The following is an 18,942-nucleotide window of genomic DNA, read 5'->3' as shown; positions in this document are numbered from 1 at the left end:
CCGCAACTGATTGCCGAGCGGCGACCGGTCGCTCGTAGGCTGGCCGGCATGCCGACCGGAGTTCGCATCGACGCCACGCCCGACCAGCTCGACGCCGTGAAGTACAACGACCACGGGCTCGTCACCGCCATTGCGCAGGATGTCGAGACCAAAGAAGTCCTGATGCTGGCGTGGATGAACGCCGAGTCGCTGCAGATGACGTTCGACGAGGGCCGCATGGTCTACTGGTCACGCAGCCGCCAAGAGCTGTGGCGCAAGGGCGACACCAGCGGCGACCGCCAGTTCGTGCGGGAGGCGTACTACGACTGCGACGCCGATGCCCTGTTGTTCATCGTCGAGCAGGAAGGCAAGGGCGCCTGCCACACCGGCGAGCGCTCCTGCTTCCACAATCGCTTCGGCTCGTGATCGTCCAACCGTCGCGCGACGAGTTCCATCGGCTCGCGGCCGAGCACTCGGTGGTCCCCGTGTGGACCGAGGTGCTCGGCGATCTCGAGACGCCCGTCGCCGCCTTCGTGAAGCTCGTCGGTGACGAACCCGGGTTCCTCCTCGAGTCGGTCGAACACGGTGAACGTTGGGCGCGCTTCAGCTTCGTCGGGCGCGACCCGTCGGCGACGCTGCTGCTCCGCAACGGCGAGCTGACCGTCACCGGCGAACTGCCTGCCGACGTGCCGACCGACCAGGGCATCCTCGCGGCGATCGAGTCGCTGCTCGAGGTCTACACGAGCCCGGCGTTCGACGACCTGCCACCGCTCCACGGTGGGATCATGGGGTTCCTCGGTTACGACGTGATCCGCGAGGTCGAGCACCTGCCCGACGTACCGGCCGACGACCACGGGCTGCCCGACGCCGCCATGAGCGTGATCGGTTCGCTCGCAGCGTTCGACCACTGGCGCCAACGCGTCTACATGATCGAGAGCGTTCCGACCCACGGCCTGTCCGAGGCCGAGTTGGACGACGCCTACGACCGGGCGTCGGTGTCGGTGCTCGCCGGCATCGACAAGCTGGCACAGCCGCTGCCGTACCTGCCCGTCGAACCACCGACGAAGGACGACGACGTGCCCGAGTTGCGGTCGTCGATGCCCGACGGTCTGTACCAGCGGGCGGTCGACGTGGCCAAGGAGTACATCCTCGACGGCGACATCTTCCAGGTCGTGTTGGCGCAGCGCTACGACCTCGAGCTCGGCGCCGACCCGTTCGACGTGTATCGGGTGCTCCGGCAGGTGAACCCGAGCCCGTACATGTACTTCCTGCGGCACCCCGACGTCACCCTCGTCGGTTCGTCGCCGGAGCCGATGGTGCAGCTGCTCGACCGCAAGGTCATCAGCCGCCCGATCGCCGGGACGCGCAAGCGCGGGACGACCGATGAACACGACCGTCGACTCGCCGCCGAACTACTCGAACACCCGAAGGAGCGCGCCGAGCACGTGATGCTCGTCGATCTCGCCCGCAACGACGTCGGGCGCGTGGCGAAGTTCGGCACCGTCCAACCCGACGAGCTGATGACGCTCGAGCGGTACAGCCATGTGATGCACCTGACGTCACAGGTGTCGGGCGACCTGCGCGACGAGCTCGGACCCATCGACGTGCTCCGGGCGACGCTCCCCGCCGGCACGGTGAGCGGTGCCCCGAAGGTGCGGGCGATGGAGATCATCGACGAGCTCGAGCCGGTGAAGCGCGGACCGTACGCGGGTGTGGTGGGGTACGTCGACTGGTCGGGCAACCTCGACACGGCGATCGCCATCCGCACGATGTTCATCCGCCCGCCCGATGCCGAGGGGCGGATCATCGCATCGCTGCAGGCCGGTGCCGGCATCGTCGCCGACAGCGTGCCCGATGACGAAGATCTCGAGTGTCGCAACAAGGCCGCGGCGCTGCTGGCCGCCATCCCGGCCGCTCGCCGCATGACCGCCGCCCGCCGCAACGCCGGCACCCAAGCCTGACCGCAGCAACACCGGGTCGGGTGTCGGAGGGAACGGCGACGAAGTCGACGTTTCCGGAGATCACCCGACTCCGGTGAGGTTGGGTGCGCGTCCGGGTCGGGTGATCTCCCGAAACGCCTCGGCTGCGCCTCGGTGTTCCGTACGACACCCGACCCGTGTGGGCGGGTGTCAGAGGGCGAGGGCGATGAGGAAGAAGATGCTCAGGAAGCCGAACACCAGGCTCACGAGCACCGCGGCGAGCACGAGCGCCGGAAACGTCGTGACGGCACGGATGGCCTCCGACAGTCGGGCCGAGTTCTCGAGCGTGCGGGCGGGGATCTCGCGGAAGCCGTACATCTGACGCGACATGACGACGGCGGAACCGGACTCGCCGTCGGTCGAGAACTGCATGCCGGACGCAGCGACCGGGTCGTCGACGGTGAACACCTCGACGACCTCTCGCTCGGCCGGGTCGCCACTGGTGACGAGTGCCCGCATCTCGTTCGCCAGTTCGGGGGCGTGGCGTTTCACGGCGCCGACCCGCCACCGGGCGAGGACTGCGCTGGCGATCGCGATCGTGCCGAAGACGATGCCCAGTACGATCCAGACGGTTTCGATGCCGCCCGACAGCGCTGCGACGCCCAGGGCGAATCCACCGATACAGAGCAGCAGCGTCATCAGGAGCAGCCGGGTGGAGAAGCGGGCCGCTCGGGCGGCGATGTTGGTGATGCCGGCGACGGCCCGCTGCACCAACCGGTCGACGTCGTTCATGTCACTCACCCCACCGAGTGTGCCAGAACACAAGGGGTCAGGCACCTTCTGTTCAGGTGACGCTCATCTCGGTCGGTTCGACGAACAGAAGGTGCCTGACCCCTTGTGTTCGTCGGCAGACTGGTGGGTATGGATGCAGCGGAACTGGAGTCGGTACTCGGGCCTCGCGACGTCGTGGTGGTCGAAGGCGGCGACGCCGAGTCGTACCTGCACTCACAGCTGAGTCAGAGCGTCACCGGCATGGACGTGGGGGAGCAGCGTTGGACGTTCGTGCTCCAACCGACCGGCAAGATCGACGTGCTCGCGCGGCTGACCCGCGCCGACGACGCCCGGTTCGAACTCGACACCGATGCCGGATTCGGCGACGAGCTGCTGGCACGGCTCGAGCGGTTCAAGATCCGCGTCGACGCCACGCTCACGCTGCAGGCCGCCGACGGCGCCGCCGAGGCCGACGAGGCGGCACGCATCGCCATCGGGTGGCCCCGCATGGGTGCCGAGATCGTCGCCGGCGACACGATCCCGGCCGGAACCGGTCTCACCAAGCTCGCGGTCGACTTCACGAAGGGGTGCTACCCCGGACAGGAACTCGTCGAGCGGATGGACAGCCGGGCCGCCGAGGCGCCCAAGTCGCTCCGACGCCTGACCGTCGCCGAGGGCACGTCGGCCGGCGATCCGATCGTCGACGGCGACCAGGAGGTCGGAACGGTGACGAGCGTGTCCGGCACGGTGGCGCTCGGCTGGGTCAAGCGTTCGAGCGACCTCGGCGACGTCGTCCAGTTCTGACGCCGTCGACCGACCGGTCGTCAGGCGACTCGGTCACGGAGTGAGGCGAACTCGGGGCGGGTCCGGACCCGGATGAGTTCGGGCGCCCGGTCCATGACCTGACCGACGACGGCAGCGCTCTCGGGTCCGGCCGACTCGGTCGCAGCGCCGAGCCAGCGGACGGCGTTGTCGTCGTCGCCCATCGCTGCTGATGCCCGTGCGACCACCATGGCCAGCGGCCACTGGCGATGGTCGCCGTATGCGGCGGCGGCATAGGCGCCGGCTCGTTGCACGTCGCCGATGGCGAGCAACACCTCGGCCATGACTCTGCTGCTGTATGCATTGGCGTGGGGCAGGTCGGTCGGCAACACGTCGACGACCGCGCGCAGCTGGTTCGGGTTGGCCGCCGACGGCGGCAGCCAGTTCTTCGGGGCGGGCGAGCGCAGGTCGGCGAGCATGACGCCCATCGCCCCGCCCTGGTCGCCCTGGGTGAGGGCTCGGTGGGCCTCGAACCAGGGGGAGATGCGCTGACCCGGTTCGAGGATGCCGGGGTGGCCCGTCTGCCACGCCTGGGCCTCGGCGTTGACCGCACGGCCGGGTGCCGCTCTCCGGCCGGTGCGCGAGCCGGCGGACTGGAGGATCTGGAACTGGCTGATCAGCAAGAAGGCGATGAAGATCGCGAACCCGGGTCGACCGGTCGAGAACATGAACACGGCGAACGCGCCGGTGAGGGCGATGCTCGCGATCGTCATGATGCGCAGGGCCCGGTCGCCGGTCAGCTTCTCGACCCCGGTCAGCACGATGTGTCCGCCGTCGAGGGGGAGGACCGGGATCAGGTTGATCGCGCCGATCGCCGGACCCGCCCACCAGATGGCGGCGGTGGCGTCGGTCTGCCCGACGCTGTCGATCGAGAGCGGGTTCACACCCATCGCCACGAGCACCAACATGCTGGTGCCGATGTGGACCGCCGGTCCGGCGGCTGAGATGACGGCACGCATGCCGGGCGAGATCGGCCGGCCGGGCGATTCGCGGAACGAGGTGTACCCGGCCAGGAAGTCGAGCGAGATCTCGGCGCTGGCGCCGGCGCGGCGGGCGGCGATCGCGTGGCCGAACTCGTGGAGCAGCGTGAAGACGGCGATGCCGGCCGCGAGCCAGACACCGAACGCGTCCTGGTACAAGAAGACGATCAGGGCGAGGAAGACGACGAAGCCGGTCCGGACGTGAACGTCGAAACCGAGCAGACGGACCATGGGACCGAAGCCTACGGCGATCGGGGAAGAGGCCCTGGGGAGCGGCTGAGAAGTTTCGTAGACTGCACCACGATGCCTTACGTCTACAGCTTCGATCATAAGCACCGGAAGTCCCCCATGACCTACAAGGATCTGTTGGGTGGCAAGGGTGCGAACCTCGCCGAGATGACCACGGTGCTCGAGTTGCCGGTACCGCCCGGATTCACCGTCTCGACCGACGCATGTCGCGACTACATGCACGGCGGCTGGCCGGAGGGCCTCGACGACGAGATCGCGAATCACGTGTTCAAGCTCGAAAAGGCCATGGGTCGCAAGCTCGGCGACGCGCACGACCCGCTGCTGGTGTCGGTGCGCTCGGGCGCCAAGTTCTCGATGCCGGGCATGATGGACACCGTCCTCAACCTCGGCCTCAACGACGAGAGCGTCGAGGGGCTGGCGCACGTGACCGGCAACGAGCGCTTCGCCTACGACTCGTACCGTCGCTTCATCGCCATGTACGGCCGCATCGTGATGGGCGTCCCCGGCGAGGTGTTCGAGCACCCGCTCGAAGCGGCCAAGGAAGCCGCCGGCACCACCAACGACGCCGACCTCGACGCCGACACCCTCAAGGGTCTCTGCAAGACGTACCTCAAGGCCGTCAAGAAGCACACCGGCGAGCCCTTCCCGCAGCGCCCCAGCGTGCAGCTGACCGGCGCCATCGAGGCCGTGTTCAAGTCGTGGAACGGTCAGCGTGCGATCGCCTACCGCGTCCGCGAGAAGATCAGCCACGAGCTCGGCACCGCGGTGAACGTGCAGACGATGGTGTTCGGCAACCGTGACGACATGTCGGCGACCGGCGTCGGCTTCACCCGCAACGCGGCGACCGGCGAGAACAAGCCGTACGGCGACTTCCTCATCAACGCCCAGGGCGAAGACGTCGTGGCGGGTATCCGCAACACCGAGACGCTCGACGACATGAAGCGGGCGTTCCCCGAGATCTACAAGGAGCTGCTCGACATCTTCGTGCGGCTCGAGACGCACTACGAAGACATGTGCGACACCGAGTTCACGATCGAGCAGGGCAAGCTCTGGATGCTCCAGACGCGCGTCGGCAAGCGGACGGGCGCCGCGGCGCTCAAGATGGCCGTCGACATGACCAAGGGCACCAAGGACGGTCAGGGTGGCCGTTGGAAGATCAGCCGCGAAGAAGCCGTCATGCGCGTGACCGAGGACCACCTCGACTCCGTGCTGCACCCGCAGTTCGCCAAGAAGGGCGACGTGCTGACGAAGGGCCTCGGCGCATCGCCGGGTGCCGCCGTCGGCCGCGTGTACTTCACCGCCGACGAGGCCGAGGCCGCCTGGAAGAAGGGCGAGGACGTCGTCCTGGTCCGCAACGAGACCAGCCCCGACGACGTGCACGGCATGATGGCCTCGAAGGGCATCCTCACCGCTCGCGGCGGTCTGGTCAGCCACGCGGCCGTGGTCGCTCGCGGCTGGGGCACCCCGGCCGTGGTCGGCGCCGACGCCGTCAAGATCTCGGGCGATCAGTTCACCGTCGGCGACACCGTCGTGAAGAAGGGCGATTGGCTGTCGCTCGACGGCACGACCGGCGAAATCATGCTCGGCCAGCTCGAGATGGCCGGCTCCGAGCCGCCCGCCGAGTTCACGACGATCCTCAAGTGGGCCGACACCATCCGCAAGGGCAAGATGGCCGTGCGCGCCAACGCCGACACCGGCGAAGACGCGGCCAACGCCCGCGAGCTCGGCGCCGAGGGCATCGGCCTGTGCCGCACCGAGCACATGTTCCTCGCTCCCGACCGTCTGCCGATCGTGCGCGACATGATCCTCGCGAACACGCCGAAGCAGGAGGAGAAGGCACTCGAGAAGCTGCGCGAGGCCCAGCAGGCCGACTTCGAGGAGATCCTCGAGGCCATGGACGGGCTGCCCGTCACGATCCGCCTGCTCGACCCGCCGCTGCACGAGTTCCTCCCCTCCGTCGAGGAGCTCAAGGTCAAGATGGCCAAGAAGGGCAAGCTCTCCAAGAAGGAGCAGCAGATGCTCGAGGCCGCCGAAGACTGGTCGGAGCACAACCCGATGATCGGTACCCGCGGCGTCCGCCTCGGTGTGATCAAGCCGGGCCTCTACGCCATGCAGGTGCGCGCACTGCTCGATGCGGCCGCCAAGCTGCGCGACGCCGGCAAGAAGCCGATCGTCGAGATCATGATCCCGCTCACGGTCACGCGCGAAGAGCTGGCGCTCGCACGCAGCTGGGTGCAGGAGGAGATCGACGAGGCGCTGAAGGGCATGAAGCGCAAGCCGAACATCACGATCGGCACGATGGTCGAGACGCCGCGCGCCGCCGTGCGCGCCGACGAGATCGCCGAGGTGGCCGACTTCTTCAGCTTCGGCACGAACGACCTGACGCAGCTGACCTTCGGCTTCAGCCGTGACGACGTCGAGAGCCGCATGATGCCGGCCTACCTCGAGCAGGGCCTGCTCAAGCAGAACCCGTTCGACTCGATCGACAAGTCGGGCGTCGGCGATCTGGTGAAGCTCGGTGCCGAGCGTGGTCGAAAGACCAAGCCCGACCTGAAGCTCGGCGTGTGCGGCGAGCATGGCGGTGACCCCGCCTCGATCGAGCTGTTCTACGAGGCAGGTCTCGATTACGTGAGCTGCTCGCCGTTCCGCGTGCCGATCGCTCGCCTCGCCGCGGCGCAGGCGATCGTCGGCGCCAGCGACAGCCAGAAGTAGTCCGACCGGGGTTACAGCAACGGGTCGGGCGCCGCACGGCGCCCGACCCGTTTCGCGTGTCAGGTGAGGGCGAAGGCGTCGGCGAGGTCGCGCCACTCCTGCATCGGGAACTCGAGGTCGGGGCGCAGCACCTGGATGCAGACGTGATCGGCGCCGGCGTCGTGATGTTCGCCGACACGGGCGACCACGTCGTCGATCGAGCCACGGACGACGATCGCGTCGATGAGGCGCTCCGACGGGGTCGAGATGTCGTCGTCGGTGAATCCGAACCGCTTGAGGTTGTTCGTGTAGTTGGGGAGCTGTAGGTAGCGCTTCATGTGGCGCAGCGCCGTCTCGGTGGCACGTGCCCGATCGTCGTCGATGACGACCATCTGTTCGGGGGCGAGGAGCGGGCCGTCGCCCATCGTCTCCCGGGCGAACGCCGTGTGCTCGACGGGGGAGAAGTACGGGTGAGCGCCCTGGACCTGGTCGGCGGCGAGTTGCAGCATCTTGGGGCCGAGGGCGGCGAGCACCGTCGGCGGCTCGTCGTCGGCGCCGACCGCGTGGAACGGTGCCTGGAGCATCTGGTCGAGGTAGGCGACCATCTCGCTGTACGGCTTCGAGTACTCGACCTTGCGGACGGCTTCGATGAAGGGTCCGTGGCTGACGCCGAGGCCGAGCAGGAAGCGGCCCCCGCTCGCCTCGTGCAGGGTGCGCTGGCCGTTGCGGGTGGTGACGGCATGTCGTGCGTGCATCTGGGCGATGCCGGTGGCGACGTTGAGGGTCGTCGTCGCGTCGAGGAGGTGGGCGCACGACACGAAGGCGTCGCGACCCGACGTTTCGGGACGCCACAGGGTCGGCCACCCCATCGCCTCGAGTTCGACGGCGACTTCCTGCGTGCGGCTGGTGGGGTGGGCGTCGAGGATGCCGGTCCAGAGTCCGACTCGTCCGATGTCGATCATGCCCCGATCGTGACAGGTCGAGGCGGGATCGCTCGGGTCGGGTGCCAGAGGGAGCGACGGCGTGGACGTTTCCGGCGATCGCCCGACCCGAACGCGGCGCACGGGTCGCACACCGGCTGGTTAGATTCGGCGCATGGCCATCGCAGATGACGACATCGAGCGGATCCGCTCGACGGTGTCGATCGTCGACGTGGTGGGCCAGCACGTGCAGCTCAAGCGCACCGGCCGCAACTGGGTGGGCCTGTGCCCGTTCCACGCCGAGAAGACACCGTCGTTCAACGTGCGTGAGGAAACCGGGCGGTACCGGTGCTTCGGGTGCGACAAGTCGGGCGACGTGTTCACCTTCGTGCAGGAGATCGAGCACGTCGACTTCGTCGGGGCCGTCGAGAACCTGGCGGCCCGTGCCGGGATCCAGCTCAACTACACCTCGGGTGCGCAGTCGAAGGAGCGGGCCCGCCGCAAGAAGCTGGTCGAGGCGATGCAGACCGCCGTCGACTGGTACCACGAACGGCTGCTGTCGTCGCCCGACGCGCGAGCGGCGCGTGACTATCTGCGCAGTCGTGGCCTCAGCGGGGAGATCGCCCGGCAGTTCAAGCTCGGATGGGCGCCCGACGACTGGGACGCGCTGGCCAACGGGGCCGGGATCGATGCCCGGTTGCTGATCGACAACGGACTGGCGTTCACGAACCGGCGCAACCGGCTCCAGGACGCGTTCCGGGGTCGGGTGCTGTTCCCGATCTTCACGGAGAACAACGAGCCGGTGGCCATCGGCGGCCGCATCCTGCCGGGGTCGTCCGATCCGGCGAAGTACAAGAACTCGAGCGAGACGCCGATCTACACGAAGTCGAAGACGCTGTACGGCCTCAACTGGGCCAAGGGCGACATCGTGAACCAGAGCCAAGTGATCGTGTGCGAGGGCTACACCGACGTCATCGGGTTCCATAAGGCAGGCATGCCCCGTGCGGTGGCCACGTGTGGCACCGCGTTCACCGAGGAGCACGTCCGGCTCCTCAAGCGTTACGGAAGCGACATCGTGCTCGCGTTCGACGCCGACAATGCTGGCCAGGGTGCGGCCGAACGCTTCTACGAGTGGGAGGAGAAGTACCAGGTCGAGGTAAAGGTGGCGTCGTTCCCCGGAGGAAAGGACCCGGGCGAGATGGCTCAGTCCGATCCGGAAGGGTTGGCAAAGGCGGTCGACGAGGCGAAACCGTTCCTCGGGTTCCGACTCGGTCGGGTACTCGACGGGCAGGTACCGCAGTCGCCGGAGGCGATTGCTCGACTCGGTGAGTCGGCAATGTCCGTGGTGAATGAGCATCCCAATCGGGACATCCGCAAGCTGTACGCCGGTGAGGTTGCTCTTCGGGTCGGACTTCCGGTCGAGGATCTGGTGCGACTGGCCGAGCGTGGCACGCGGCGGCCGCAGGTGCGGGTGCAGCAACCGAAGCAACGGGCGCAGCGGCGTCAGAACGGCGAGTTCGTCGCCATCACGCTGCTGGTCCAGGACTGGGATGCCATCGCCCCGTGGCTGGTCGAGGCCCTGTTCGCCGACGAGGTCTACCGGCGTGCCTTCCTCGCCGTCGCCGAGGCCGGGGGAGAGGTCGACAAGTCGCTCGAGATCGCCGATCCCGAAGCGCGTGACGTGATCGAGCGTGCGGCCGTGGTCGACCTCGAGGTCGACGCAGAGATCGAGGCGGTCAACCTCATCCGTGCCGCAGTGCGACGGGAGTTGTCGATGCGGCGGGCGAGTGACGATCCCGAACTGATCCGACTCGACGCCGAGGCCCGCGTCCGGATGGAGGCGCTCGGGGAGGAAGAACGAAGCCTGGAGGCAGCCGGCTGGTTGCTAGGTTGGCTGGAAGGACGCAGCGAGGCACGTGAGCATGGGGGCTGAACCGACCGATGCGCCGGTGCCACCTCCCTTCGAGGGGGTGAGTCACACGGAGTGGAAGCAGTTGGTCGCACGCGGTCGCGAGCACGGTGAGCTGCACGCCGAGGAGATCACCCACGTGCTCCGCCACGTCGAACTGACCGAAGACCGACTCGAGACCGTCACCGCCACGCTCACCGACGCCGGGATCAGCGTCGACGAGACCGTCAACGAGGTCGACGACGACACACCGCCTCGTGGCACCCGCAGCGTCGTGATCGACGAGGACGACGTCGAACGCCTGCTCACCCGCCGCCGTCGCCGCCGTGGCCAGAAGCGGACGACCCGCGTCGACACCGGCACCTCCGACACCGTGAGGATGTACCTGCGCGAGATCGGCCAGGTCGACCTGCTCACCACCGAAGACGAGCGGCGTCTCGCCCAGCTCATCGAAGAGGGCCACATGGCCGCCGAGCGGATCGACGAGGGTGGCCTCGACGACACCGAGCAGCGGCTGCTGATGCGTGCCGTCAGCCGGGGTGAACGTGCCAAGAGCGAGCTGACTCAGGCCAACCTCCGGCTGGTCGTGTCGATCGCCAAGCGGTACTCAGGTCGTGGCATGCAGCTGCTCGACCTGATCCAGGAGGGCAACCTCGGCCTGATGCGTGCCGTCGACAAGTTCGACTACACGAAGGGCTTCAAGTTCTCCACGTACGCCACGTGGTGGATCCGTCAGGCGATCACCCGGGCGATCGCCGACCAGGCGCGCACGATCCGCATCCCGGTGCACATGGTCGAGCACATGAACCGGCTCACCCGGACCCGCCGCCAGATGCACCAGGAACTCGAGCGTGAACCGACGGTCGACGAGTTGGCCGCCAAGATGCAGATGGAGCCCGACAAGGTCCGCGATCTGCTCCGGTACGCACTCGACCCGTTGTCGCTCGACTCGCCCGTGGGCGAGGAAGACGAATCGAACCTCGGCGATTTCATCGAGGACGCCAACGTCGACGGTCCCGCCGATGCTGCCGCTCGGGCGATGTTGCACGAGGCCGTCGAGCAGGTGCTCGGCGAGTTGAACGAGCGCGAGCAGGAGATCGTCCGGATGCGGTTCGGCCTCGACGGCTCGCAGGCCAAGACACTCGAAGAGGTCGGCAAGGCGTTCGGGGTCACCCGTGAGCGCATCCGCCAGATCGAGGCCAAGACGCTGGCCAAGCTCCGGCACCCCCAGCGCAGCCAGCGCCTGCGTGAATTCCTCGAGACCGAGTGAGGTCCGCCACCGATCGGGTGGCGCCGAGTCCCTATGATCCGGGCGGGAGGGACGACATGGGGAGTGACACACAGATCGACCGGGAGGCCTGGGTCTACGCCGACGACGTGGTCCGCCAGCGCGACGAGATCCCCGGCGTGTACGGCAACGTCGACTTCACGATCGTGCCGGAGCGATACGACGCCGAGGCGACGGTCGACGACGAGCGGTTCGCGCCGCACCGGGCGGCGGTCGAGCGGGTGTTCGAGCAGCCCGAGCTGCAACGCCTGATCCGTGATGCGACGATGCGCGGCGACCGGTTCGCCGACGCCTACGCGGCGCTCATCCCCGAGTTCGGCTTCCGCACGTTGGTCGAGATGCTCGAGACGGCGTGCGAACAGGGCGTCGACGCGGTCGACGACGCACCGCAGGAGTTGCGCGATCTGATCGGCGCCATGGAGGCGACGCCCGACTGGGTCGACATGGAGCTGGTCGAACGCGGTGCCGCCGCCGAACGGATCGGGATGGCCACGGCGACCCCGTTCGCGATCCGCGGGGCGTTCCTGGCGACGTTCCTCAACAAGTACGCCGCGCTCCCGATGACGATGACGGGCACCCTGTCCGACGAAGCCGCGGCGAAGCGGGTGTTCGAGACGGCGAGCTTCTTCACGGCGACCACGTTGCCGGGCGCGCTGCGTCGCGACGGCAAGGGGTTCGAAGCGGCGGCGAAGGTTCGCCTGATGCATTCGATGGTCCGGTTCCACCTGCTGAGCTCGGGGAAGTGGGACGTCGCCACGTACGGCACCCCGATCCCGCAGGTCGACCAGATGCCCGCCGGCCTCATCGGCGTGTTCCTGATGTCGGCCGAGGTGCTGCGCAAGGGCCGGACCGAGTTCACCGACGCCGAGCGGGCGCGGGTCGAGCTGTCTCGCTACCGCTGCTTCCTGCTCGGGCTGCCCGAGAACCTGTTGGGGGAGACCCCGCAGGAGATCGTCGACCTGATGACTGCCCGTCACGTGTCGCTGGTCGAGGGCTACGACGACGAGATCTGCGGCTCGCTGGTGCGGGGGACGATGGAGGTCGACCTGTTCGACACGTCGACCGTGCGGGGCAAGGTGCACGCCTGGCTCGAGAACGGATTCTCCCGGTTCGTGCTGATCAAGAGCTTCCTCGGCGGCGACGCGGAGCGGGCCGAGTCGATCGGCATCACGTTCAGCACGGGGGAGAAGGTCGCCGCCGGCGCCGCGCTGGGGGCCATCACCGCCAAGACGCTCTTCTACACCTACGGTCTGAAGGCGCCGGTGGTCGGCGACCGGATCGACCGTCGCCTCAACGCACGCATCGCCACCCTGCTCGACCGCTACGGCCACGCCGACTTCGTCACCGACGCCGACCAGTACAAGCTCTCCGCAGCCTGACGCCGCAACTGCGTCACACCCTCGTGCGCACCATGCGGCATGGGGTATCGAGGCAAGGTCGAACAACGTCAGCGCGCTCGTGAACTGCGCGCCGCGTCGTGGACGCTGCAGGAGATCGCCGCCGAACTCGACGTGTCGAAGAGCTCGGTGTCGGTGTGGGTGCGAGACGTCGAGTTCGACCCCCGACCCCGCAACCGGGGCCACCCCGCCGGCCCGAAGCATCCGATGCGCCTGAAGCGAGAGGCCGAGATCGAGGCGAGCCGGGTCGAGGCAGCGGCGTGGGTCGGTTCGCTCACCGCTCGCGACCGGGCCATCTACGCACTGGGGCTTTATGCAGGGGAGGGAGGCAAGAGCGACGAGGGTGGCATCGTGTTCGCCAACAGCGATCCGGTGCTCGTGGTCGCTTTCCTGACGTGGCTGCGGCAGGAGTTCGAGATCGACGAGAAGCGTCTGAAGGGCCGTCTCTACCTGCATGCCGATCTCGACATCGACGCGGCCGAGGTGTTCTGGAGCGAGGTCACGAGTATCCCGCGATCCCAGTTCCAGCGGGCCTACCGGGCGGAGGTCGACGAGACGATGAGACATCACCGACACGTGACAGGTTGCTTCACGCTGCGGTATTACAGCAGAAGTCTGCATCGGCGTGTGATGGCGCGGATCGCGGCGATAGGCTCTGCCGTCGCCGATCCGGGGTAGCTCAGCTGGCAGTAGCATCTGACTGTTAATCAGAGGGTCGTGGGTTCGAGCCCCACCCCCGGAGCCACGATGACAGGGTCCCCATGTGGGACCCTGTTCTTCGTTTTCGGGGCGGTAGCTCAGTGGTCAGAGCAAGGGACTCATAATCCCCGGGTCGTGGGTTCGATCCCCACCCGCCCTACTACCAGGTGCTTTGTGGTATCAAGGATTGCCACACTGGAGCCACAGCGGATAACTCTGCTCAGTCTCGTGGACCTCCTCGACTCCTGGACACGCTCGCTCCGAGCCGCCGGACGATCTCCCGCGACGATCTCCGCCTACCTAACGGACGCTCGTGGCTACCTCGAGTATTTGGACGCCGACCTCGTCGAAGCGACCCGACGAGACGTCGAGAGCTACCTCGTCGCCTGTCGCGACCGCGGACTCTCGGACGCGACCGTCGCCCGCAGATATCGATCCCTCCGCCAGTTGTACCGATGGCTCGAAGACGAAGAGGAGCTCGCCGGACCGAACCCGATGGGGAAGATGACGCCGCCGAAGGTCGTCGACCAGCCTCCGCCGATGCCGTCCGACGAAGACGTCCGCGCCCTCGTCAAAGCCTGTCGGAGCGACGCGAAGGCGTCCAATGGTCGACACGGAAAGTTCGAGCAGGCGCGGGACACCGCGATCGTCCTGGTCCTCGCAACGACCGGGATCCGCGCCTCGGAGCTGATCGGGATGCGCGTCGCGGACGCCCATCTGGGCGCCGAGACGATCACCGTCACCGGGAAGGGAGGACGGACCCGCGTCGTCCCGCTGATGTTCCAACCCCTTGAGCAACTCGACCGCTACGTCCGCGCACGCCGCCGGCATCCGTCTGCGAAGTACCCGGAGCTATGGCTCGGTGAACGAGGACCGCTCACCGACTCCGGTCTCCGTCAGATGCTCGAGCGTCGATGCGTCGACGCCGGGATCGACCGGATTAACCCGCACGCACTCCGGCACCGGTTCGCGCACGTCGCGAAGACGCGAGGACTCTCCGACGAGAACCTGATGGTCCTCGCCGGATGGTCGACACCGCAGATGCTCGCCCGGTACGGACGATCGGCGCAGTCCGAACGCGCGCAGCAAGCCGCACGCGATCTGTTCCGGGACGAACGGCTGTAAACGCGACCCGGGTCCTCGTCGTGTGCGGATTCCTGTCCCCGCGCGGTCGTCGATGCCGCCGCCGGATCGGAGAGTCGGACGTCAGGGATGCTGACGTTGCGAGATCGACAGGCCGCGAATTGAAGACAGCAGGTGTTCCAGTAGTTCGTCGAGTGCTGCCCAGTCTTGGGTCTCCATAACGGCGGGGTTGTTCCGAGCGCTAGCGACCTTCGTCCGAAACGCGTCCTGCACCGCGCCCTTGTCAGTGATCGCGCCTTGGTAGTTCGAGACGCCGCTCACATATCCGCCCCATTCGACCGGACGAAGACCCGACGAGTCCGCGAGAACGTCAGTCCCGAGGAACAGTTCAATCGAGACTGCGAGCCCATTCACGTCCATTGCGTGGTCGCCTTGAGGGCCTCGTGTCGGGTACTGACGTGCCAGTTCGAGCGGTGGGAGACGAGTGGTGACGATATTGGGAGGAAGCGCGTCGTTCGAGATGCTGCGCATCGCATCCCGGGCCGCAGAGTCGTTGTCGAAGAGACCTACGACCCGGTTCGGAATTCCCGCCGATGCGAAAGCGCGAATGGTCTGGCGGAGGGCGGCCGCACCGCCTTCGGGACGCTGATTGAAGTCGGGAAAGCGTATGAAGCTGGCGAGATGGGGACGTCTCAACTCCAATGTCGCAGCGAGAACCTCGGCATCGAATCGACCTTCGGTCAACACGATGGGATCGAGACCGCCGTGGCTGGCGTAGGCGACAAAGTCGCTCGCAACGGTGCGCGGGTCGTCGTCAGGCCCGAGCCAACCGCCTTCGATAAGGTCAGCGAGATCCAGAGTGATCTCTAGGTCTGCTGGCAGTACCTCCAATACGGCGCGGAGGCGGTACCGCGGATCGTGATAGTCCCACAGGGACATCAGCCATGAAGCAGAACCGGGGGTGCGCTGTCCAGGTCGGTCGACGTGGTCTCCGGCTTGGATGCGTTCGCCTAGTTGAACGAACCACGACTCGGAGTCGACGGCGGCCCAAGCTCCGATGTCCGTCTCAATCTGCGCAACGACGTCCGGTGAAGTCGCAAACGACTCGACGAGGTGCGACTTCCGATCGGTCTGCTCCTCGAGGAGGACCTCGAGCTCGGATCGCACCGTCTCCCTGTCGACTCCCATGACGTCGAGCCGGTCTCGCAGCGATCCTGCTGCCACCCTGAAGCCAATGATGACGGCTTCTTCAGGGTCGAAGTCGACGAACGACTTCGGCGCGAGTTCGTACGCCTCCTGACCATGCAGCTCGACCCAGTCGCTACGCATGAAGAGCGTGTAGAAGAGCTGGTCGACGCCGTCTCGAAACGAGCAAATCGGCCGGCCGTCGGCAAGATACGTCGTTGCATAGCTGCTCACGACCGAAAGGTATCTGTTGGGAGCGCTCAGCCGAAGTTTATCTGTTGGTCCGGATCAAAGCGCGTTGCTGGTCCCGGGCGCGTCCGAGATGTCACGAGGTCCACCGCAATCGGGAACTGACCAGGAGACACGATCTGTGATTGCACGAGTAGGTTCGGCGTGATGGAGAAAGGGCAACCGCATCAAGAGCGCCCGGGGCGAGAGCATGCTCCTCCACAAACGGCGAAGCGTGCGCACATTGAGCAGCTCATGGAGCCAGGTCCCGGGCGGACGCGGCATCGGACCCAACGGCACGCCCAAGATCGAGGACTGATCTAGTCGTGGCGGGATACGGCACGGATGTGAAGGTCCGCAACGAGTTTGATGACCTCGTCCGGGCGTTGATGCGCGCCGCCCAAGCGCGCGGCCGCCGACTCGGTCTCGATGTTCGGTTCCGGCGGAGAGGGGGTGGACGACTCTCCGAATGGGAACTCATCGCGGACGGACCCGGCGTTCTCATCGCTGCATGGGCTCAACAACTCGAGCGCGAGCTCCCAATCGTCGCGGAAGGGTTCACCGGTCGCGGCCATGGCGCAACTGCGGTTCGCGTCGCTCGGTCCTTAGTAGCGCGCTTCGTGGAATTGTGCGTCGGTGACACACTGAGTCCGTACCCATCCGACGTCGTCGTGTCGTCGCGGGACGACGAGCCACGCGTCTTCTGGCCCATACTCGACCCACCCGATCGAGGCCACCCGCTCTCCGATCGCCTTACTCTCGCAGACGAGCAGATCGGACGCTGGATCGTTGGAGACCTGCCCGATGAGATCGGACTGGAGGAGATGCACACGGCGCTCGAGATCGTCCTCCGTTCCGTGCTTGCTGCCGGCAATAACACCCGATTCCCTGCACTTCTCGACCGTGCTCGCGCTGCAGACCTCATTGGCGACGACGGCCACGAAGCGCTCACACGGCTGAACGCGCACCGGCGTGCGGTCAAGCATCATGGAGGTGTCGTCCCGATCGAGGACCAAGGCGCGGTGAGGACTGACCTTTGGCGGGTCGCCGACGTTCTGGATCGCCTGCAGGGTCGAACCGACTAGATCCGGGTGGCGCAGGCGTAGGGGTGCGGCCCATAGACAGTGTTCCGCCGCGATGGATTCCTGATTCAGAGGTCCCTGCGGCTCGTGCCGTCAGGTCCCTGCGGCTCGTGCCGTCTGATCCCGGCCCGTCACGCCGTGCTAGAGGATAGACGTTTTAGATGATGTACTGCCAGAGAGTGGACTCCTCTTGGGCGGCACCGCACGCAGGGGGACGATCGAGAATCGGTGGTCAGAACTCAGATCAGCCTGTTAGCTGGCATTGTCCGATCGGTCGGCGCCCATCGTATGGGTGCGTCGGTCTTGGACAGGCCCCCGTGGCGGGCGCTGGTCGTCTCGTATGCGAGCAGCGCCTGCCACGGGATCTCCATCCGACACACTAAGGCGACACCACCTCATGGCCAAGTCAAGCTCGACGAGGGCCGGCTATCAGTACCGGCCTGGAATTGTTGGCAAGCATGTCTTTCGCGTGCGCGAGACCTACGTCGCCGGTGCCGCGGCGGAGATGCTGCGAAAGAGGCAAGTCGGCGCTGCAAAGCTCGATCTCGTGCTGCGGGGCATTGCGCTCTGGCCGGAACACGCCGGTCAGCGCACGCCCGGACTCGTCCTCCGCCGGAACATCAGCTATGAGGACCTGCACGATCTTTGTCGGGATCCCCACGTGTTCACGATGACGCTGCCTGAAGACGCCATGTATGACCCGGAGATCGTCGACAAGAAGCGTGAGTGGGTGCGCGCCCAGCTTCAGATTCTTGAGCGCAGGAAGCTCGTCAGGCGGGTACCGTTCGCCGCCGGTCGGCGGCCGGACATCATCGTCCTGCGGGACGATGGGAGTGAAGAGGAGTTCGACGATCCAGGGGCTCGTGCGGGTCAAGTACCGGGCAACAGCTACGTGAACGTGCACGGTCCCGTAATTTCTGATCCTCGATTCGGCCTATGGGGCGCCCCGGAGTTGGCGGCCTACTACTGCGCAATGACTGCGGAACGCTTCGATCCGCAGCCCCCCTCGGTGGCTGGCACGGGCGAGTGGTGCCGTCCGGTTGGTTGGTTTGGTGGTGACCGGCGTCCCTCTGGTCATGTCACGTACCCGTTCGGCGAACGCACCATTCGAACCGGATTGCTCGCCCTGGAGGAGCAGGGTTGGATCTCGATGCGCATGCTGAGCCGGTGGCGAGGAAGCCGGTTCGCGCGGCGCAGGCGTGTCGTCGCAAACAAGTTCGTCAACGCTAAGGCGCGTGTGAAGATCGTCGACCTCGCCAACCATCGCACGGGATCGCCGTCAAAGAAGTCCGCCCAGGGATCTTGAACGGCTGGCGGCCGCTCGCACTGATCAACGTCTCGATACCCTCCAGAACCGAGATGAACGACGAACTCGACATCTACGAGGTCCTTCTACGCCGGTCGGACGTGGCCGAGATTGACACCCGCGAGTTGCAGGACGGAATGCGAGTGATCGGGAATCAGGAGACTGTGCGTCGGCTTGCGGAGGAGGTCGTTCAGTCAATGATCAGCGGGAGCGGCGGCGAGGTTGCGAATGCGGTACTTGCGAAGAGCGTCGTAGCCAAGGTCTTCCCCAGCTCGTTCGGTGATCGTGTGATGTTGCTCTCTCCCGAGAACTTTAGGTTGACTCTCTTCCACGGCGACCCCATTCTGATCTGGTTGGACTCAGCGGAATAACACGTCCCAGACCGGCGGGTCGTGACCTGCAACTATCAGGGGAAACGCTCGGGGCTACACCGC

16 protein-coding genes and 2 tRNA genes are annotated in these 18,942 nt (G+C 66.6%); 14 read left to right on the top strand and 4 right to left on the bottom strand.

The genetic code is table 11. The features are described from left to right. Positions 1–48 precede the first annotated feature (48 nt). Both hisI and BDK89_RS11570 read left to right on the top strand, forming a co-directional pair. On the top strand, positions 49–405 hold the full coding sequence (hisI, locus tag BDK89_RS11575; protein ID WP_133869090.1) for a phosphoribosyl-AMP cyclohydrolase: 357 nt from the start codon (positions 49–51) through the stop codon (positions 403–405). Continuing rightward, on the top strand, positions 402–1,940 hold the full coding sequence (locus BDK89_RS11570; RefSeq protein WP_133869089.1) for an anthranilate synthase component I family protein: 1,539 nt from the start codon (positions 402–404) through the stop codon (positions 1,938–1,940). The genes hisI and BDK89_RS11570 overlap by 4 nt, the downstream gene beginning before the upstream one ends. A gap of 168 nt (positions 1,941–2,108) precedes the next feature. Here the strand turns inward: BDK89_RS11570 and BDK89_RS11565 are convergent, their stop codons facing one another. After that, complete coding sequence (locus BDK89_RS11565) at positions 2,109–2,699, bottom strand: hypothetical protein (protein WP_133869088.1); 591 nt, start codon at positions 2,697–2,699, stop codon at positions 2,109–2,111. Positions 2,700–2,819: 120 nt separating this feature from the next. Here BDK89_RS11565 and ygfZ point away from each other — a divergent pair, with 120 nt between their 5' ends. Then, positions 2,820–3,473 carry a CAF17-like 4Fe-4S cluster assembly/insertion protein YgfZ gene (gene ygfZ, locus BDK89_RS11560; protein ID WP_133869087.1) on the top strand — a complete coding sequence of 218 codons (654 nt, stop codon included), beginning with the start codon at positions 2,820–2,822 and terminating at the stop codon, positions 3,471–3,473. 20 nt (positions 3,474–3,493) lie between these two features. On the opposite strand, the gene BDK89_RS11555 is transcribed toward ygfZ, so the two are convergent. After that, complete coding sequence (locus BDK89_RS11555) at positions 3,494–4,702, bottom strand: site-2 protease family protein (RefSeq protein ID WP_133869086.1); 1,209 nt, start codon at positions 4,700–4,702, stop codon at positions 3,494–3,496. Between the two features lie 72 nt (positions 4,703–4,774). Between BDK89_RS11555 and ppdK the strand changes: the two genes are divergently transcribed. Beyond that, positions 4,775–7,432 (top strand): pyruvate, phosphate dikinase, encoded by a 2,658-nt coding sequence (ppdK, locus tag BDK89_RS11550; protein ID WP_133869085.1) that lies wholly within the window; start codon positions 4,775–4,777, stop codon positions 7,430–7,432. 59 nt (positions 7,433–7,491) lie between these two features. Here ppdK and BDK89_RS11545 read toward each other — a convergent pair whose 3' ends face one another. Next, the gene (locus BDK89_RS11545) at positions 7,492–8,373 is read right to left on the bottom strand and encodes a TIGR03620 family F420-dependent LLM class oxidoreductase (RefSeq protein WP_133869084.1); all 882 of its coding nucleotides are present in this window, start codon (positions 8,371–8,373) and stop codon (positions 7,492–7,494) included. A 133-nt stretch (positions 8,374–8,506) separates the two neighbouring features. Between BDK89_RS11545 and dnaG the strand changes: the two genes are divergently transcribed. The 7 genes from dnaG to BDK89_RS11510 all read left to right on the top strand — a co-directional run bounded on the left by dnaG (position 8,507) and on the right by BDK89_RS11510 (position 14,749). Beyond that, a complete protein-coding gene (gene dnaG, locus BDK89_RS11540; RefSeq protein ID WP_133869083.1) occupies positions 8,507–10,264 on the top strand; it encodes a DNA primase in 1,758 nt (585 codons plus the stop codon). Beyond that, entirely contained in the window at positions 10,254–11,510 is a 1,257-nt protein-coding gene (gene rpoD / locus BDK89_RS11535) for an RNA polymerase sigma factor RpoD (RefSeq protein ID WP_133869082.1), read from the top strand. The genes dnaG and rpoD overlap by 11 nt, the downstream gene beginning before the upstream one ends. A gap of 56 nt (positions 11,511–11,566) precedes the next feature. Then, positions 11,567–12,907: an oxygenase MpaB family protein gene (locus BDK89_RS11530; protein ID WP_133869081.1), complete on the top strand. Its 1,341-nt coding sequence runs from the start codon at positions 11,567–11,569 to the stop codon at positions 12,905–12,907. A 39-nt stretch (positions 12,908–12,946) separates the two neighbouring features. Beyond that, positions 12,947–13,603: a helix-turn-helix domain-containing protein gene (locus BDK89_RS11525; protein WP_133869080.1), complete on the top strand. Its 657-nt coding sequence runs from the start codon at positions 12,947–12,949 to the stop codon at positions 13,601–13,603. Then, a tRNA-Asn gene (locus BDK89_RS11520) sits at positions 13,594–13,670 on the top strand. The genes BDK89_RS11525 and BDK89_RS11520 overlap by 10 nt, the downstream gene beginning before the upstream one ends. A 41-nt stretch (positions 13,671–13,711) precedes the next feature. Then, positions 13,712–13,784 (top strand) — tRNA-Ile (locus BDK89_RS11515). Between the two features lie 68 nt (positions 13,785–13,852). Further along, positions 13,853–14,749, top strand: coding sequence for a tyrosine-type recombinase/integrase (locus BDK89_RS11510; RefSeq protein WP_166657535.1), 897 nt, complete (start codon positions 13,853–13,855; stop codon positions 14,747–14,749). Between the two features lie 81 nt (positions 14,750–14,830). On the opposite strand, the gene BDK89_RS11505 is transcribed toward BDK89_RS11510, so the two are convergent. Beyond that, a complete protein-coding gene (locus BDK89_RS11505; protein ID WP_133869078.1) occupies positions 14,831–16,126 on the bottom strand; it encodes a HEPN/Toprim-associated domain-containing protein in 1,296 nt (431 codons plus the stop codon). Positions 16,127–16,467: 341 nt separating this feature from the next. Between BDK89_RS11505 and BDK89_RS11500 the strand changes: the two genes are divergently transcribed. The 3 genes from BDK89_RS11500 (at position 16,468) to BDK89_RS11490 (ending at position 18,879) form a co-directional block, all read left to right on the top strand. Next, entirely contained in the window at positions 16,468–17,205 is a 738-nt protein-coding gene (locus tag BDK89_RS11500; protein ID WP_166657534.1) for a hypothetical protein, read from the top strand. Between the two features lie 466 nt (positions 17,206–17,671). Then, positions 17,672–18,508 (top strand): hypothetical protein, encoded by an 837-nt coding sequence (locus BDK89_RS11495; RefSeq protein WP_133869076.1) that lies wholly within the window; start codon positions 17,672–17,674, stop codon positions 18,506–18,508. A gap of 53 nt (positions 18,509–18,561) precedes the next feature. Further along, the gene (locus tag BDK89_RS11490; protein WP_133869075.1) at positions 18,562–18,879 is read left to right on the top strand and encodes a hypothetical protein; all 318 of its coding nucleotides are present in this window, start codon (positions 18,562–18,564) and stop codon (positions 18,877–18,879) included. The last annotated feature ends 63 nt before the right edge of the window (positions 18,880–18,942 follow it).

This window comes from Ilumatobacter fluminis (assembly GCF_004364865.1).
GTDB lineage: Bacteria > Actinomycetota > Acidimicrobiia > Acidimicrobiales > Ilumatobacteraceae > Ilumatobacter > Ilumatobacter fluminis.
This window is presented reverse-complemented; position numbering and strand designations above follow the sequence as displayed.

Bases quoted from the DNA above. Each gene is read 5' to 3' on its own strand.
- hisI (WP_133869090.1), top strand. From the start codon at position 49: ATGCCGACCGGAGTTCGCATCGACGCCACGCCCGACCAGCTCGACGCC.
- ppdK (WP_133869085.1), top strand. From the start codon at position 4,775: ATGCCTTACGTCTACAGCTTCGATCATAAGCACCGGAAGTCCCCCATG.
- BDK89_RS11555 (WP_133869086.1), bottom strand. From the start codon at position 4,702: ATGGTCCGTCTGCTCGGTTTCGACGTTCACGTCCGGACCGGCTTCGTC.
- rpoD (WP_133869082.1), top strand. From the start codon at position 10,254: ATGGGGGCTGAACCGACCGATGCGCCGGTGCCACCTCCCTTCGAGGGG.
- dnaG (WP_133869083.1), top strand. From the start codon at position 8,507: ATGGCCATCGCAGATGACGACATCGAGCGGATCCGCTCGACGGTGTCG.
- BDK89_RS11545 (WP_133869084.1), bottom strand. From the start codon at position 8,373: ATGATCGACATCGGACGAGTCGGACTCTGGACCGGCATCCTCGACGCC.
- BDK89_RS11530 (WP_133869081.1), top strand. From the start codon at position 11,567: ATGGGGAGTGACACACAGATCGACCGGGAGGCCTGGGTCTACGCCGAC.
- BDK89_RS11490 (WP_133869075.1), top strand. From the start codon at position 18,562: ATGAACGACGAACTCGACATCTACGAGGTCCTTCTACGCCGGTCGGAC.
- BDK89_RS11525 (WP_133869080.1), top strand. From the start codon at position 12,947: ATGGGGTATCGAGGCAAGGTCGAACAACGTCAGCGCGCTCGTGAACTG.
- ygfZ (WP_133869087.1), top strand. From the start codon at position 2,820: ATGGATGCAGCGGAACTGGAGTCGGTACTCGGGCCTCGCGACGTCGTG.